Here is a 15,967-nt window from a genome sequence, read left to right on the forward strand (position 1 = left end):
TCAGGCGAGCTCGAAGGGCTCTAGGCCGGCCAGGCGCATGGCCGTGGGACGCTCGGGGACCGGCCGCGGCTTCACGCCCCGGACCTCGTCGGCGACATGCTTGATGTGCTCGGGCGTCGTCCCGCAGCAGCCGCCCAGGATGTTGACCAGGCCGTCCTTGGCCCAGTCGTGCAGCATGTGGCCGGTCTCGTGCGGCTGCTCGTCGTACTCGCCCATGGCGTTGGGCAGGCCCGCGTTCGGATAGGCGCTGACCAGGGTGTCGGCGATCCGCGCCAGCTCGGCGATATGCGGGCGCATCAGCTCGGCGCCGAGGGCGCAGTTCAGGCCGACCGCGAACGGCTTGGCGTGGCGCACCGAGTTCCAGAACGCCTCCACCGTCTGGCCCGACAGCGTCCGGCCGGAGCGGTCGGTGATGGTGCCCGAAATCCAGATCGGCAGGGGCTCGTAGCCCTCGTCCTCAAGATCGAGGATCGCCTTGATCGCCGCCTTGCAGTTGAGGGTGTCGGTGATCGTCTCGATCAGGAACATGTCGACACCGCCGTCGTGCAGCGCCCGCACCTGTTCCGCATAGGCCTCGTAGACCTGCTCGAAGGTGACCTTCCGCGCGCCGGGATCGTTCACGTCCGAGCTCATCGACAGCATCACCGGCAGCGGCCCGATCGAGCCCGCCACGAACCGGGGCTTGCCCGGCTCCTTCTCGGTCCAGCGGTCGGCGCAGGCCCGGGCGATCCGCGCGCCCTCCAGGTTGATGTCCCGCACCGCGGCCTGCAGCCCGTATTCGGCCTGGGCGATGGACGTCGCCGAGAAGGTGTTGGTCTCGGAGATGTCGGCGCCCGCCGCATAGTAGGCGTCATGCAGCTCGGCGATGATGTCGGGGCGGGTCAGGCACAGCAGGTCGTTGTTCCCGCGCAGCTCGCCCGGCGCGTCCTTGAAGCGCTCGCCCCGGTAGTCGGCCTCGGCCAGGCCGCGCTTCTGGATCATCACGCCCCACGAGCCGTCGAGGATCAGGATGCGGGCCCTGGCGGCGGCCTTCAGCGCCGCGATGCGTTCGGCCCTCGTCATGCCGCGGCCTCCTTCGAGCGTTGATCGGTCTCGCGCACGCCCAGGATCCGGCAGATCGCATAGGTCAGGTCGGCGCGGTTCAGGGTGTAGAAGTGGAAGTCGCCGAAGCCCTCCTCGGCGAGCCTGGCGCACATCTCGGACGCCACCGAGGCGGCGATCAGGCGGCGCGTCTCGGGGTCCTTGTCCAGGCCCTCGAACAGGTTGCCCAGCCAGGCCGGCAGCTCGATGCCGATGGGCCCGGCCATCTTCTTCAGGCCCGCGTAGTTGGTCACCGGCATGATCCCCGGCGAGATCGGGATCGTGACCCCCGCCTTCCGCACCCGGTCCATGAACCGCAGGAAGCCGTCCACGTCGAAGAAGAACTGGGTGATCGCTCGGGTCGCCCCGGCGTCGATCTTGGCCTTCAGCACGTCGATGTCGTGGTCGATCGACGGGCTTTCCGGATGGACATGCGGATAGAGGCCGACGCTCACCTCGAACGGGGCGATCGCGCGGATGCCGGCGGTCAGTTCGGTGGCGTTGCGGTAGCCGTCCTCGCGCGGCGTATAGACCCCGCCCATCTGGCCGGGCGGGTCGCCGCGCAGGGCGACGATGTGTCGTATGCCCGAGGCCCAGTAGTCGCGGATGACCTCGTCCACCTCCTCGCGTGAGGCTTCGACGCAGGTCAGGTGCGCGGCCGGCTTCAGGCGCGTCTCGGCCAGCATGCGCAGCACGGTCCGGTGCGTGCGGTCGCGGGTCGAGCCGCCGGCGCCGTAGGTCACCGACACGAACGAGGGGTTCAGGGGCTCCAGCCGCCGGATCGCGGCCCACAGGTTCTCTTCGGCCTCGGGGGTCTTCGGCGGCGAGAATTCGAACGAGACCTGCGGGCGCGGCGCGCCGCCGACGCCGGCGCGGGCCACGGGTCCAAGCGCGGTTTCGGTCGGGCTCATGCGGCGCTCCTCTGCCGGGCGCTGGCGCGCTCGGCCGTCCAGATCTTCACGGTCAGTCCCTGCTCGCGCGACGGCGGCAGCGCCTGGGCTTCCACCTGTCCAAGCCCGGCGTCCGCCAGCCAGCGGCCGATCTCGGCGTCCGAGAAGCCCAGGCGGCGATGCTGGTGCTGCTCGCGCAGGAACTCGAGGGTGTGCGGGGCGAAGTCGACGATCAGCAGCCGGCCGCCCTCGCCGGTGATCCGCGCCGCCTCCTTCACCGCCGCGGCCGGGTCGCCCAGGTAGTGCAGCACCTGATGGACGACGACGAGGTCGGCGCTGCCGTCGGGCAGGCGGGTGCCGAAGATGTCGCCGTGGCGCAGCTCGCAGCGCTCCAGCCCCGCCTCGGCGACATGGCTGCGGGCGATGTTCAGCATGTGCTGCGACAGGTCCAGACCCAACGCCTGCTCGGCGCGCGGCCCCAGCAGGGTCAGCATCCGGCCGGTGCCCGAGCCCAGGTCCACCAGGCGCTTGAACGGTCCCGGCCCGGCCGCCTTCAGGATCGCCGCCTCGACGGCCGCCTCGGCCACGTACAGCGAGCGGATCTCGTCCCAGCGGGCGGCGTTGCGGGCGAAGTAGGCGTCGGCCTCGGCGGCGCGTTCGGCCTGCACGGCCAGCAGCCGCTCGGCGTCACGCTGCAGGACGGCGTCGGCGGGGTCGATCCGGCGCAGCACCTCCGCCGCCAGCTCGCCGGCGTGCCCCGCCTCCACCAGCCGGTAGAAGACCCAGGCCCCGTCGGGGAACCGCTCGACGAGGCCGGCCTCGGCCAGCAGCTTCAGATGGCGCGAGACCCGCGGCTGGCTCTGGTCGAGGACGCGGCACAGCTCCAGCACCGCCAGCTCCTCGTGCGCCAGCAGGGCCAGGATGCGCAGGCGCGTCGGCTCGCCTGCCGCGCGGAGCACATCCACAACCTGGGCCGCCGAGAGCTTCATGGCGGCACATAAAGATATCTTTATGTCTTTAAGTCAAGCGGCGACAGGGCTCGCGACCGGCTCTCCGGCCAGGAACAGCCGCACGTTCTCCAGCGCCTGGGCGACCATGCGCGGGATGGAATCGACGGTGCCGCCGGCGGTGTGCGGAGTCAGCACGGTGTTGGGCACGTCGGCCCAGCGCGAGGCGGGCGTCGGTTCCTCGGCGAACACGTCCAGGGCGGCGCGGCCCAGCCGGCCGTCCTTCAGCGCCGCGATCAGCGCGTCCTCGTCGATGATCGAGCCGCGGGCCACGTTGACGATCAGGCCCCTGGGCCCGACGGCCTCGATGATCGTCCCCGACACCGCGCCGCGGTTCGAGGCGTCGGCGCGGCAGGCCACCACCAGGATGTCGCTCTCGCGCGCCAGGGCCAGCAGGCTGTCGGCGCGGGGCCAGGCGGCGGGCTTCGGGTTCGGGCCCCACCAGGCGACCTCCATCCCGAACGCCTCGGCCCGGCGGGCGACCGCCTCGCCGATGGCGCCCAGACCCATGATCCCCAGCTTGCGGCCCTTCAGGCCCGGCCGCGGGCGAAGGCGGTCGTCGCCCCGCCAGCCGCCCGCCCGCACCACCTGGTCGCCCGCGACGATGTTGCGCCAGGACGCCAGGATCAGGCCGATGGCGTGGTCGGCCACGTCGTCGGCGTTCAGCCCCTTGGCGTGGGTGACCTCGATCCCGCGCTTGCGGCACCAGCCCACGTCGATCCCGTCGTAGCCGACGCTGACGCAGGCGATCAGCCCCAGGTTCGGCAGGCGCTCCAGCAGCTCCGGGGTCAGCGGGACCTCCCCGGCGTGGACGATCACCCGGATCGCCTCGCGGGTCTCGTCCGAGGGCGCGTGGCCGGGCGCCACCTGGAAGCCGGCGGCCTCCAGCGGCCGCCGCACCGGCTCCAGCATCTCGTGCGAGATCATCACGAGGCGCGCGGGCATCGGGGGCTCGGACATCGGGGGCTCCGGACACGTCGGGAGCCCCCTAATAGCCGCGAGCCCGAGGGCGGCGCTAGACCGTGGGCCGGGTCTCGTCCCGCCCGCCGGCCTCGGCGCCGCGGCCCGTGCGGCCGGCGTGCCGGCCCTCGGCGAACTCCTCGACCATCTTGGCGCAGAACGCCGGCAGGTCGTCGGGATTGCGCGAGGTGACGAGGCCGGCATCGGTCACCACCTCCTGGTCGACCCACTCGGCGCCGGCGTTGCGCAGGTCGGTCTTCAGCGACGGCCACGACGTCATCTTCCGCCCGTCGACGGCGCCCGCGTCGATCAGCGTCCACGGCCCATGGCAGATCGCCGCGATCGGCTTCTCCTCGCGCACGAAGTGGCGGATGAAGTCGATGGCCTTCTCCTCCAGCCGCAGCTGGTCGGGGTTGATCACCCCGCCGGGCAGCACGAGGCCGTCGTAGTCCTGGGCGCTGGCCTGCGACAGCTCGCGGTCGACCCGGACCTTGTCGCCCTTGTCGTGGTGGTTGAAGCCCTGGATCTCGCCGCCCTTGGGCGCGACGATATGCACTTCCGCGCCGGCTTCCTTCAGCGCCTCGACCGGCTTGGTCAGCTCGACCTGTTCGAAGCCGTCGGTGGCGAGCACCGCCACCTTGCGTCCTTGCAGACGTCCGTCAGCCATGGTGAGGCCTCCTTCTCTGGATTGTCGGGTGTCGCCCCAACAACCCGCCAGGAGGACCCGCGTTCCGAGGGCCTAGCTCACGAAGATCCAGCCGGGCGGGAGGGCGGAGAGTTCGACGCCGGTGACGATCACCTGGTCGCCGTCGCCCATCTCGACGATGACGTCGGCGTCCTGCTGGCGCAGGGTGTAGGTCGTGCCCGCCAGGACGTTCAGCCGGTCGCCCTCGGCGGCGTTGAAGTCCCGGATCCGGTCGATTCCCGCACCGGCGAAGGTGTGGAACAGGTCCGCCCCCGCGCCGCCGTAGAGGGTGTCGTTTCCCCGGTCCCCCGCCAGGTAGTCGTCGCCGTCGCCGCCGCGCACGACGTCGTCCCCCTGGCCGCCGCGGACGACGTCGTTCCCGGCCCCGCCGTCCAGGTCGTCATGCCCGAGGTTGCCCAGCACGGCGTCCGCGCCATCGCCGCCCTTGAGTTCGTCGTTCCCCTGGCCGCCCACCACCCAGTCGCCGCCGCGCCCGCCGAGGACGGTGTCGTTCCCCCAGTTGCCGTGGAGATCGTTGAAGTCGCTTCCGAAATTGCTTGCGTCGATGCGGTCGTGACCATCGCCGCCGCGGATGAAGTTGGACCCCCGGTTGTCTTGCAGGAAGTCGTCGCCGTCGCCGCCGAACAACTGATCGTCGCCCCCGCCGCCGGTGACGATGTCCGAACCGCCTTCGCCCGTCAGGGTGTCGTGGCCTTCATAGCCGATCAGGGTGTCCGATCCGCCGCCGCCCGCGACCTGGTCGGGGCCCACCGAGCCGACGAGTTCCTCGTTCCCCGCCCCGCCCGAGACCGACACGCCGGGAGGGGGCGAGCCGTCCGGCGGCCAGCCGGACATGTTCGCCGCGGTGAACTGGCCCACCTGGAGGTTCTGGAACCGCGCGACGTCGATGACGCCGAAGGCCGCGCCGCCCGTCCCGTCGTACCGCAGCAGCACGTCGGCCCCGTCCTGAATCAGCTGCAGGCGGCCCCGGGCGAAGGGATTGGTCACGCCGTCCCAGGTCGGATCCGATGGAAGCGCGACATGGACGCGGTCGCCCCCGTCCCCGGTCTGGAAGTCGCTGACCGTCACCCCTCGCCACTCGGGGTCGATGTTGAGCGACAGGGTATCCGCGCCGGGCCCCAGGGTCACGGCGGCCGCAGGCCAGAGGCCCAGCTCGACGATGTCGTTTCCGGGGCCGGCGTCGATGATGTAGTCGCCGCGCTGTCCCTGGATCGTGTCGCGGCCGTCGCCGCCGAGCAGAGTCGCCTGACCAGACCCCGCGTCCAGACGGTCGTCGCCGCCGCCGCCGACGAGCCTGTCGGCGCCGCCCATGCCGAATAGCGTGTCGTTGCCGTCGCCGCCGACCAGCGTGTCGGCGCCCACCCCGCCGTTGAGAACCGGCATCCCGACCTCTCCCCCGAAAGCTGTGGTCGAGAGACCTACAAGCTTCACCGTTAAGTGACCACCCTTGGGCCCGTCAGCTGAAGATCCATCCTGGCGGCAGGCTCGAAAGCTGCACGCCCACCAGCACCACCCGGTCGTCGCCGCCCATGTCGACGATCGTGTCGGCGCCCTCCTGGCGAAGGGTGTAGCTGGTCCCCGCCAGGACGTTCACCCGGTCGCCCTCGGCGGCGTTGAAGTCCAGCACCCGGTCCAGGCCCGCCCCCGAGAACGTGTGGAAGAGGTCCGCCCCAAGCCCGCCCGAGATCGTGTCGTTCCCGCGGTCCCCGGCCATGTAGTCGTCGCCGTACCAGCCTTCGAGGCTGTCGTTCCCCTGGCCGCCCCGGACCCAGTCGATCCCGTCGTCGCCGTAGCAGGTGTCGTTCCCGAGGTTCCCGTAGACGGCGTCGCCCTGTGATCCGCCCCAGAGCATGTCGTCGCCCTGGCCGCCCACGACCCAGTCGCCGCCCCGTCCGCCGATGATGGTGTCCTGACCCCAGTTGCCGTGCAGGTCGTTGAACGGCGAACCCAGGTTCCCATTGCCGCTGACGTCGATGTAGTCGTCGCCCTCGCCGCCCCGGATGAAGTTCGAGCCGAAGGGGTCGTAGATGACGTCGTCGCCGGCCTCGCCGTAGAGGTGATCGTCGCCGTACTGGCCGTGCAGGCTGTCCCCGCCGCCGCCGCCGTACAGGGTGTCGTGACCGTCGTTGCCCGCGAGGGTGTCGGCGCCGCCCCAGCCGGCGATCAGATCCGACCCCTTGCCGCCGGTGTAGCGATCCGCCCCCTCGCTGCCCGCGTACTGCCCGCCGGCGGGCGGGGCCCCGTCAGCGGGCCAGCCGTTCAGGTTGGCGGCCGTGAGCTGGCTCGCCTGGACGTTCTGGAGCACCAGGACATCACGCCAGTTCGCCTGCCCGCCTGCGGCTCCGTCCGCGTCCCACTGCAAGACCGCGTCCGCCCCGCGCTGGACCACGCGGAAGAAGCCCAGCGCGAAGGGGTTGGAGGCTCCGTCCCAGGGGCGGGCCTGGGTCCCGCGGACGAGAATGCTGTCGCCCTGGTCTCCGACCTGGAAGTCGGTCACGACCGACGGGACGCGTTCACCGTACGACGGCAGGACAACGTCCTTCCCGCTCCCCAGCGTCACCAGGGCCTGCGACGGCCCCATGATGTAGATCGAATCGTCGCCGGCGCCGCCGTCGACGGTGAACTGGCCCTGATCGATCTCGATGGAGTCATCGCCGGCGCCGCCGTTGAGCGTTCCGGTCCCGGTGGCGACGATGTTGTCGTCGCCGTCTTCGCCATCGACGAACGCACCGTTCGCAGGTGACTCGAAGAGATCGATGTTGTCATTCCCTGCGCCGCCGCGCAGCAGGTCGGCGCCGCCATGGCCGACGATCAGATCGTCCTCTGCGCCGCCCGATATCGTGTCGGCGCCCGCCGTTCCGAAAAGCCAAGCCACAGCGCCCGCCCCAACAACATCTTAAGTTGCAGAGGCTACAAGCTCAGCCGTTCGGCGACCAGCTCTACCGGGCGAACTTCTGGAACTTGATCCGGTGGGGGATCAGGCTGTCGGCGCCCAGGCGGCGCTTCTTGTCCTCTTCGTAGGACTCGAAGTTGCCCTCGAACCACTCGACGTGGCTGTCGCCCTCAAAGGCCAGGATGTGGGTCGCCAGGCGGTCCAGGAAGAAGCGGTCGTGGCTGATGACCACGGCGCAGCCCGGGAAGTCCTCCAGGGCGCTTTCGAGGGCGGCCAGGGTCTCGACGTCGAGGTCGTTGGTCGGCTCGTCGAGCAGGATGACGTTGCCGCCCGAGGCCAGGGTCTTGGCCAGGTGCACGCGGTTGCGCTCGCCGCCCGAGAGCAGGCCGACCTTCTTCTGCTGGTCGCCGCCCTTGAAGTTGAACGTGCCGACGTAGGCGCGGCTGGGGACCTCGGTGTTGGCCACCTTCATCACGTCGAGGCCGCCGGAGATCTCCTCCCAGACGGTCTTGTTGGGATCGAGCGCGTCGCGGCTCTGGTCGACGTAGGACAGCTTCACCGTCTCGCCGATGCGGATCGAACCGGCGTCCGGCGTCTCCTGGCCCGTGATGATCTTGAACAGCGTCGACTTGCCGGCGCCGTTCGGGCCGATCACGCCCACGATGCCGCCGGGCGGCAGCTTGAACGACAGGTCCTTGAACAGCAGCTTGTCGCCGTAGGCCTTCTCCAGCCCGTCGGCCTCGATCACCACGCTGCCCAGGCGCGGGCCCGGCGGGATCTGGATCTGGGCGAAGGTCTGCTTCTGGCGCTCGGCCTGGTTGACCAGTTCGTCGAAGGCCGCCAGGCGCGCCTTGGACTTGCTGCGGCGGGCCGAGGGCGAGGAGCGCACCCATTCCAGCTCGCGCTCGATGGTGCGCTTGCGGCCGGCCTCCTCGCGCTCCTCCTGGGCGACGCGCTTGGCCTTCTGCTCCAGCCAGGACGAGTAGTTGCCCTCGTAGGGGATGCCCTTGCCCCGGTCCAGCTCGAGCGTCCACTTCGTCACCTGGTCCAGGAAGTAGCGGTCGTGGGTGACCAGGATCACGCAGCCCGGGAAGTTCTCCAGGTGGTGCTGCAGCCAGGCGACGCTCTCGGCGTCGAGGTGGTTGGTGGGCTCGTCCAGCAGCAGCATGTCGGGCTTCGACAGCAGCAGGCGCGCCAGGGCGACGCGGCGCTTCTCGCCGCCCGACAGCTTGTCCACCGGCCAGTCGTTGGGCGGGCAGCGCAGGGCGTCCATCGCCATCTCGATGCGGGAATCGATGTCCCACAGGTCGCCGGCGTCGAGCTGCTCCTGGAGGGCGGTCATCTCCTCCATCAGCTCGTCGGAGTAGTCCTCGCCCAGCCTGGCCGCGACCTCGTTGTACTTGTCGAAGACGCGCTTTTCCTCGCACCAGGCGATGACGTTGCCCCAGACGTCCAGCTTCTCGTCCAGCTGCGGCTCCTGCTCGAGGTAGCCGCGCTTGACGCCGTCGGCCGCGAAGGCCTCGCCCGAGAACTCCTTGTCGAGCCCGGCCATGATCTTCAGCAGGGTGGACTTGCCCGAGCCGTTCACGCCCACGACGCCGATCTTGGCGTCGGGGTAGAAGGACAGCCAGATGTTCTCGAAGACCTTCTTGCCGCCGGGATAGGCCTTGGTCAGGCCCTGCATCTGGAAAATGTACTGCTGCGCCATGGGGCGTGCCGCTCGCTCTCTGGAATGTCCGGAAGTCGGCGTGCAGATAGCCCCCGGGGGCCGCAGAAGCAACGGCGCCCGGGTCCTTCAGCCCGTCTCGGCCAGGATCTCGCGCGCCCTGCGCAGCACCACCCGCCGGCCCGGATGCTCGCTCGCCGCCGCCTGGAAGATGGCCCTGGCGAGCACCATGCCCGCCGCCCGGCCCAGTTCGCGCTCGGGCGCCGTCCGGGGCAGGTTCCACAGCTCCACCACGTAGGGCAGCCCTTCGGCCGGCCCCGCGGCCGGCGCCATCGGGACCACCCTGCCGGCCTCGTGCCTGCCGTTCATCGGCGGCCGGTCAGTGGGCGCGGCCGTTCCAGCGGCTCAGCACGCTGGACTTGTGGCGCAGGGTGACCTGGCGGCCGGGATACTCCCGGGTCGCGGCGTAGTAGGCCGCGTAGCCGATGGAGGGGCTGGAGCTGACGGCCAGGACCCGCTCCACGTAATGGCCGTCCTCGTCCCAGACCTCGACCTTGTAGGGCAGATCCTCGCCTTCGGCCGGGAACCCTCCGTATGGTGAAGGCGTTCCACCGCTTTCGTCGGTGGGATCGTCGGGGGGACGAAGCTGGTGCGTACTCAAGAACATCGCTCGCCCCCTCCACAAGCGGGCCCACCGCAAGCGGGGGCATCCTTCAGACGCCGCGCTCCGGTTGTCAATTCGGCCCACCGTGAATTGCATTCGGCGCCCCCGTGGGGTAGCCGTCGCCGCCGGCGGGGCGGCGCCGAGAGCACGAGTTCATGAAGGCCGCGACCCAACCTCCCGCCCAGGACCGCGGCCTAGAGCAGTTGATCGAGTCGATCTCCGATCACGCGATCTACATGCTCGATCCCGATGGCCGGGTGGTCACCTGGAACAGCGGCGCCCAGCGGCTGAAGGGCTACGCGCGCGAGGAGATCGAGGGCCAGCCCTTCGCCCGCTTCTTCTCGGTCGAGGACCGCCGCGCGGGCGTGCCCGAGCAGCTGCTGGCCGAGGCCGCCGAGAAGGGCAAGGTCGAGACCGAGGGCTGGCGCGTCCGCAAGGACGGCGGCCGCTTCTGGGCCCAGGGCGCCCTGCACGCCGTCCGGGCCGAGAACGGGGCGCTGGTCGGCTTCGCCAAGATCACCCGCGACATGACCGCGGACCGGGCCGCGCGCGACGCCCTGATCGAGAGCGAGCGCCGCTTCCGGCTGATGGTCGAGAACGTCATCGACTACGCCATCTTCATGCTGGACGTGAACGGCACGGTGGCGAACTGGAACGCCGGCGCCCAGCGCATCAAGGGCTACACCGCCGACGAGGTGGTGGGCTCCCACTTCAGCCGCTTCTACACGCCCGAGGACCGTCGGGCCGGCCTGCCCGCCCGCGCCCTCGAGACCGCCCGCACCGAGGGCCGGTTCGAGGCCGAGGGCTGGCGCTTGCGCAAGGACGGCGGCCGCTTCTGGGCCCTCGTCGTCATCGACCCGATCTGGGACGAGGAGCGGCGGCTCATCGGCTTCGCCAAGATCACCCGCGACATCAGCCAGCGGAAGGCGGCCGAGGACGCCCTGGCCGAGAGCGAGCGCCAGTTCCGCATGCTGGTGGCCGGGGTCGTGGACTACGCGCTCTACATGCTGGATCCGAACGGCGTGATCTCCAGCTGGAACGCCGGCGCCGAGCACATCAAGGGCTACCAGGCCGACGACATCGTCGGGCAGCACTTCAGCCGCTTCTACACCGAGGCCGACCGCGCCGCCGGGGTGCCCGCCCGGGCCCTGCAGACGGCCGGCGAACAGGGCCGCTACGAGGCCGAGGGCTGGCGCGTGCGCAAGGACGGCAGCCTGTTCTGGGCCAGCGTGGTGATCGACGCGATCCGCGACGAGGACGGCCGGCTGGTCGGCTTCGCCAAGATCACCCGCGACGTCACCGAGAAGCGCAACGCCCAGCTCGAGCTGCAGCGGGCGCACGACCAGCTCGCCCAGGCCCAGAAGATGGAGGCGCTGGGCAAGCTCACCGGTGGGGTCGCCCACGACTTCAACAACCTGCTGATGGTGGTCAGCGGCCAGGCCCAGATGCTGCGCAACCGGGTGGGCGACGACCCCCGCGCCCTGCGCGCGCTGGACGCCATCGAGACGTCGGCCAAGCGGGGCGAGGACCTGACCCGGCACCTGCTGGCCTTCTCGCGGCGCCAGCGGCTGCAGCCGGTGCCCGTGGCCCTGGCCGACCGGGTCGAGGACCTGAAGGACCTGATCGCCGCCAGCCTGCCGCCCACGGTGCGGCTGGTGATCGACCTGTCCTCCGAGCTCTGGCCGGTGAAGGTGGACCCCAGCGAGCTGGAGCTGTCGCTGCTGAACCTGGCCGTGAACGCCCGCGACGCCATGCCGGGCGGCGGCGTGCTGGCGATCACCGCAGAGAACGTGAAGCTGACGCGCTCGGCCGGGCAGACCCTGGCGGGCGACTTCGTGGCGGTGACCGTCAGCGACACGGGCGTCGGCATCCCCGACGACATCCTGCCCCGGATCTTCGACCCGTTCTTCACCACCAAGGAAGTCAGCAAGGGCACCGGCCTTGGTCTCTCGCAGGTGTACGGCTTCGCCCAGCAGTCGGGCGGCGAGGTGCAGGTCAGGAGCGAGCTGGGCCGGGGCACGAGCTTCACGTTCTACCTGCCGCGCACCTCGGCGAAGGTCGCCCGGCCCGTCGAGGAGGCCGCGGAGCCGGTCGCCCGCAGCGCCCGGATCCTGGTGGTCGAGGACAACCCGGAGGTGGCCGAGGTGGCCGCCGCGATGCTGGAGCAACTGGGCCACACCGTGCGGGTCGTGGGCGGCGCGGCGGCGGCGATGAGCGCCCTGCACGAGCACGAGACCCCCGACCTCGTCTTCTCCGACATCGTCATGGCCGGCGAGATCGACGGCCTGGGCCTGGCCCGGCGCGTCCGGGAGGAGGCGCCCTCGGTTCCGGTGCTGCTGGCCACCGGCTACAGCCAGGCCGCCGAACAGCTCGGCGACGAGTTCCCGATCCTGCGCAAGCCCTACAAGCTGGGCGAGCTCAGCCGGGCCGTCGGCGTCCTGCTGGCGCGCAGCCAGGCCGCCGACGACAAGCTGATCAGCCTGCAGAGCGCGCGCCGCGCCCGGCAGGCCCGGCGCGACGGCGACCCGCCGCCGCGCAGCTAGACCGGGTTGCGGCCTAGTTCCGGCCTAGTTCCGAGCCGTCTGCAGGGTCACCGCGCCGCGGTTGCAGGCGCGGATCTGGCCGGCCGTCAGCTCGCGGCCGCGGCTCTTGTAGCTGCTGACCGGCCCCACGACGGCGGCCACCCGCTTGCACTCCTTCACCAGGCCGTCGACGCCCTGCCGGCGCGAGGCGTGGCCCGCGCACTGGTCGCCCTCGCAGCGCCAGGCGACGCCCGCGATGGTGGCCTCCCTCGGCGCCGTCGCCGGCGCCTTGAGCGTCGCCTCGCCGTTGAACTCGCCCGTGGAGAGCGTCTGGGCGAAAGCCGGCCCGGAGACGCACGCCCCCGACACGAGCGCCGCAGCGGCGATCGCGCCCAACATCCTGAAACTTTGCATTCTCGTGATCCTTTCGGTAGAAAAGAGCACGACCGGTCGCTAAGCCCGGAAAGAGCACGATCGGTCACTTTCTGTCAAGCAGGGAGGCTTGGCCTTTGCGCAAGGGTGAGGCGACGCGCCTCCGGATCATCGACGAAGCGGCCCGCCAGGCGGCGTCCCGCGGCCTGGGCCCGGTCAGCCTCGCCGACGTGGCCGAGGCGGTGGGCCTGTCGAAGAGCGGCCTCTTCAAGCACTTCGATTCGAAAGAGGCGATGGAGCTGGCGGTCATCGACCATGTCAGCCGGCTCTTCACCGAATTCGTCTGGCGGCCGGCCGAGGGGCTGCCCACCGCCCGCGCGCGGCTGTCGCGGATCTTCGAGCTGTGGCTCGACTGGGAGGAGAAGGAGTGGGCCAAGGGCGGCTGCCCGCTCATGGCCTTCAGCGTCGAGCTGGACGACCAGCCGGGGCCCGCCCGCGACCTCCTGCAGAAGCGGCTGCAGCAGTGGAAGCGTACGCTGGTGCGCCAGTTCCAGGAGATGCGTGAGCCGCCGCTCTCCGAGCCCGAGGCGCAGGCGGCCTATTTCCAGATGAAGAGCTTCGCGCTCGGCCACTTGGACGCCCGCCGGATCATGGGCGACGCCGACGCGCGCCGATCGGCCCAGGCGGCCTTCGCGGCCCTGCTGGACCGCACGGAACGTCAGGCGGCCTGACGGCTGCTGCGGAACCTCGCCCGCCCGCCCCGCGTACTCCTTGCTGACCCAAGGAGACATCACATGCACAAGGACGAGATGAAGGGCGCCGGCAAGGACCTGAAGGGCTCCGTCAAGGAAACCGCCGGCCGCGCCACCGGCGATGAGCGCCTCGAAGCCGAAGGGACCGCCGACCGCGTGGAAGGCAAGGTCCAGAAGGGCGTCGGCAACCTCAAGGAAGCCGCCCGCGACGCGCTGAAGCACTAGAGCTAGGTAATACCCCGGAGGTTGGCGCGGGCGCGTTCCGCGCTATCTCCGGGGCATGAACTCCATCGAGCATCCCCGCCGGCCGCGGATCGGGCCCGGCGTGGCCGTCGGCGTCACCGAGGACGTCATCCGCCGCCAGGTGCACGCGTTCTACGGCAAGGTCCGGCAGGACGAGGTCCTGGGGCCGATCTTCAACGGCGTCATCGAGGACTGGGACGAGCATCTGGCCAAGCTCACCGACTTCTGGTCGTCGGTGCTGCTGATGACCGGCCGGTTCAAGGGCTCGCCCATGGCCGCACACGCGCGCGCGCCGGGCATCGAAGCCGAGCACTTCCCCCGCTGGCTGCGGATCTGGGGCGAGACGGCGCGCGAGCAGTGCCGCCCCGAGGCCGCCGACCTCTTCATCGCCAAGGCCGAGATGATCGGGGAGTCCCTGAAGCTGGGCCTCGCCGTTAGCCGCGGCGAGATCCCGCCGCTGTCGCTGCGCTAGGCCGCCGGGCCACTTCCCGTCCGACGGCCCTTTCCCCGCTTCCGAAGCGGGCTACAGCATGGCCCCAGCAGACAGGAAGCCGCCATGCAGATCGCAATCCTCACCTTCGACGGGTTCAACGAGCTGGACTCGTTCATCGCCGCGGGGATCCTCAACCGTCTGAAGGGGAAGGGGTGGGCCGCGCACGTCACCTCTCCCACCGAACAGGTGATCTCGATGAACGGGGTGACGGTCCAGCGCCAGCGGCCGCTGGAGTTCGCCCGCGAGGCTGACGCCGTCCTGATCGGCAGCGGGGTGCGCACCCGCGAGATCGCCGCCGACGCCGACCTTCTCGCCCGGATCGCGCTCGACCCGTCGCGCCAGTTGATCGGCGCCCAGTGCTCCGGCACGCTGCTGCTCGCCCGGCTGGGCCTGGTCGGCGACCTGCCGGCGTGCACCGACCTGACGACCAGGCCGTGGGTGGTCGAAGCCGGCGTCGAGGTGATCGACGCGCCGCTCATGGCCCACGGCAACGTGGCGACGGCGGGCGGCTGCCTGGCCTCGCAGTACCTCGCCGCCTGGATGATCGCCCGCGGCGCCGGCCTGCGGGAGGCCGAGGAGGCCATCCACTACGTCGCGCCGGTGGGCGAAAAGGCCGCCTATGTCGAGCGTGCGCTGGACGTCGTCAGGCCGTTCGTCGAGCCGGCCGCCGGCGCTCCGGCGGCCTAGCCGCGGCCGTAGATGCGGTCCAGCACCCGGGCGACCTCGACCAGCCGTTCGGCCTGCGGGTCGTAGCGCTCGCCCGCCGCCAGCCGCCGCGCCCAGTCGGCGGCGGCGCGGACGCCCCACTCGTCCGGCGGCCCGGCGAGGGTCTCGCGCGCCGTGCCGCGGTAGCGCTCGGCCGTGAAGTCGTAGAACGAGCCGCCCACGTTCTTCAGCGCCGCCCCGCCTTCGCTCCCGTAGAAGCTCGCCTCGATGATGGCGTCGCAGCCGGCGGGCAGCCGCCAGGAACAGGCCAGGCGCACGACCGCGCCGCCGGGCAGCGTCAGCTGCGCCTCGGCGTAGTCCTCGCAGGCCGGCCGGCCCGCCAGGGGTTCGGCGCCGGCGAACAGCCGGGCCGAGACGTCCTCAACATTCGGGAAGCCCAGTGTCCAGAGCGCAAGGTCCACGAGGTGGACGCCCAGGTCCATGACGCAGCCGCCGCCCGAGAGCTCCGGGTCGTAGAACCACGGCTTGTCCGGGCCGTAGGCGTTGTGGAACACGAGGTCGACGGCGAAGACGCGGCCGAGCTCGCCGGCGTCCACGATCTCGCGGATGCGCCGCATGCCCTCGGTGAAGCGGTACGAGAAGTCCACCGACAGCAGCCGGTCGGCGCTCCGGGCCGCGTCCACCACCGCCTGGGCCTCGGTGGCGGTTCGGCCCAGCGGCTTCTGGCAGAACACCGCGCAGCCGGCCGACAGCGCGCGGATCGACTGCTCGGCGTGCAGGGCGCTGGGCGTGGCGATGACCAGGCCGTCGAGGTCCTGCTCCAGCAGCTCGTCGAGCGTCGCGGCGATCCGGGCGCCCGGCGCCAGCTCCGCGGCCTCGGCGGCCGTCTCGGGAGAGGCGTCGGCGACGGCGGCGACGTCGATGGCGCCGGTGTCGACCATGCCCTGCATCCGGTGGCGGCCGATCCAGCCGACGCCCAGGAAGCCGACGCGGGGGCGCCGCGTCCCGGCCGCCGCGTTCGGCGCGGTCTCGATCACGTCGCTCCCCAAGGGG

At 71.2% G+C, this 15,967-nt stretch carries 17 protein-coding genes; 5 read left to right on the plus strand and 12 right to left on the minus strand.

Annotated features, from left to right (window positions below; translation table 11 throughout):
* The 10 genes from PHZ_RS14690 to PHZ_RS23190 all read right to left on the minus strand — a co-directional run bounded on the left by PHZ_RS14690 (position 1) and on the right by PHZ_RS23190 (position 9,725).
* Positions 1-1,062: a homocysteine S-methyltransferase family protein gene (locus tag PHZ_RS14690; protein WP_012523197.1), complete on the minus strand. Its 1,062-nt coding sequence runs from the start codon at positions 1,060-1,062 to the stop codon at positions 1-3.
* Positions 1,059-1,991, minus strand: a complete 933-nt coding sequence (gene metF, locus PHZ_RS14695; protein ID WP_012523198.1) for a methylenetetrahydrofolate reductase [NAD(P)H] — start codon at positions 1,989-1,991, stop codon at positions 1,059-1,061. Before metF ends, PHZ_RS14690 begins: the two co-directional genes overlap by 4 nt.
* Positions 1,988-2,959: an ArsR/SmtB family transcription factor gene (locus PHZ_RS14700; RefSeq protein WP_012523199.1), complete on the minus strand. Its 972-nt coding sequence runs from the start codon at positions 2,957-2,959 to the stop codon at positions 1,988-1,990. The genes metF and PHZ_RS14700 overlap by 4 nt, the downstream gene beginning before the upstream one ends.
* Positions 2,960-2,992: 33 nt before the next feature.
* A complete protein-coding gene (locus PHZ_RS14705; protein WP_041373578.1) occupies positions 2,993-3,937 on the minus strand; it encodes a 2-hydroxyacid dehydrogenase in 945 nt (314 codons plus the stop codon).
* Positions 3,938-3,992: 55 nt separating this feature from the next.
* Positions 3,993-4,604, minus strand: coding sequence for a type 1 glutamine amidotransferase domain-containing protein (locus PHZ_RS14710; RefSeq protein ID WP_012523201.1), 612 nt, complete (start codon positions 4,602-4,604; stop codon positions 3,993-3,995).
* A gap of 72 nt (positions 4,605-4,676) precedes the next feature.
* Positions 4,677-6,026, minus strand: a complete 1,350-nt coding sequence (locus tag PHZ_RS21820; protein WP_012523202.1) for a calcium-binding protein — start codon at positions 6,024-6,026, stop codon at positions 4,677-4,679.
* 73 nt (positions 6,027-6,099) lie between these two features.
* Positions 6,100-7,518: a calcium-binding protein gene (locus PHZ_RS21825; RefSeq protein WP_012523203.1), complete on the minus strand. Its 1,419-nt coding sequence runs from the start codon at positions 7,516-7,518 to the stop codon at positions 6,100-6,102.
* A 64-nt stretch (positions 7,519-7,582) separates the two neighbouring features.
* Positions 7,583-9,244 carry an energy-dependent translational throttle protein EttA gene (gene ettA / locus PHZ_RS14725; RefSeq protein WP_012523204.1) on the minus strand — a complete coding sequence of 554 codons (1,662 nt, stop codon included), beginning with the start codon at positions 9,242-9,244 and terminating at the stop codon, positions 7,583-7,585.
* 87 nt (positions 9,245-9,331) lie between these two features.
* A complete protein-coding gene (locus PHZ_RS14730; RefSeq protein WP_041373579.1) occupies positions 9,332-9,571 on the minus strand; it encodes a hypothetical protein in 240 nt (79 codons plus the stop codon).
* Positions 9,572-9,581: 10 nt separating this feature from the next.
* Complete coding sequence (locus PHZ_RS23190) at positions 9,582-9,725, minus strand: hypothetical protein (protein WP_187149085.1); 144 nt, start codon at positions 9,723-9,725, stop codon at positions 9,582-9,584.
* A gap of 296 nt (positions 9,726-10,021) precedes the next feature.
* On the opposite strand from PHZ_RS23190, the gene PHZ_RS14740 reads away from it, so the two are divergent.
* Positions 10,022-12,409: a PAS domain S-box protein gene (locus PHZ_RS14740; protein ID WP_012523206.1), complete on the plus strand. Its 2,388-nt coding sequence runs from the start codon at positions 10,022-10,024 to the stop codon at positions 12,407-12,409.
* A 24-nt stretch (positions 12,410-12,433) separates the two neighbouring features.
* Here the strand turns inward: PHZ_RS14740 and PHZ_RS14745 are convergent, their stop codons facing one another.
* A complete protein-coding gene (locus PHZ_RS14745) occupies positions 12,434-12,802 on the minus strand; it encodes a CC_3452 family protein (protein ID WP_183281875.1) in 369 nt (122 codons plus the stop codon).
* A 95-nt stretch (positions 12,803-12,897) separates the two neighbouring features.
* Here PHZ_RS14745 and PHZ_RS14750 point away from each other — a divergent pair, with 95 nt between their 5' ends.
* The 4 genes from PHZ_RS14750 (at position 12,898) to PHZ_RS14765 (ending at position 14,935) form a co-directional block, all read left to right on the plus strand.
* Entirely contained in the window at positions 12,898-13,491 is a 594-nt protein-coding gene (locus tag PHZ_RS14750; RefSeq protein ID WP_012523207.1) for a TetR/AcrR family transcriptional regulator, read from the plus strand.
* 63 nt (positions 13,492-13,554) lie between these two features.
* On the plus strand, positions 13,555-13,737 hold the full coding sequence (locus PHZ_RS14755; RefSeq protein ID WP_012523208.1) for a CsbD family protein: 183 nt from the start codon (positions 13,555-13,557) through the stop codon (positions 13,735-13,737).
* 55 nt (positions 13,738-13,792) lie between these two features.
* Positions 13,793-14,227, plus strand: a complete 435-nt coding sequence (locus PHZ_RS14760; RefSeq protein ID WP_012523209.1) for a group III truncated hemoglobin — start codon at positions 13,793-13,795, stop codon at positions 14,225-14,227.
* Positions 14,228-14,311: 84 nt separating this feature from the next.
* On the plus strand, positions 14,312-14,935 hold the full coding sequence (locus tag PHZ_RS14765; RefSeq protein WP_012523210.1) for a DJ-1/PfpI family protein: 624 nt from the start codon (positions 14,312-14,314) through the stop codon (positions 14,933-14,935).
* Here PHZ_RS14765 and PHZ_RS14770 read toward each other — a convergent pair.
* On the minus strand, positions 14,932-15,951 hold the full coding sequence (locus PHZ_RS14770; protein ID WP_201765255.1) for a Gfo/Idh/MocA family protein: 1,020 nt from the start codon (positions 15,949-15,951) through the stop codon (positions 14,932-14,934). The genes PHZ_RS14765 and PHZ_RS14770 overlap by 4 nt on opposite strands.
* Positions 15,952-15,967 lie beyond the last annotated feature (16 nt).

The sequence above is a fragment of the Phenylobacterium zucineum HLK1 genome, assembly GCF_000017265.1.
GTDB classification, from domain to species: Bacteria; Pseudomonadota; Alphaproteobacteria; order Caulobacterales; family Caulobacteraceae; genus Phenylobacterium; species Phenylobacterium zucineum.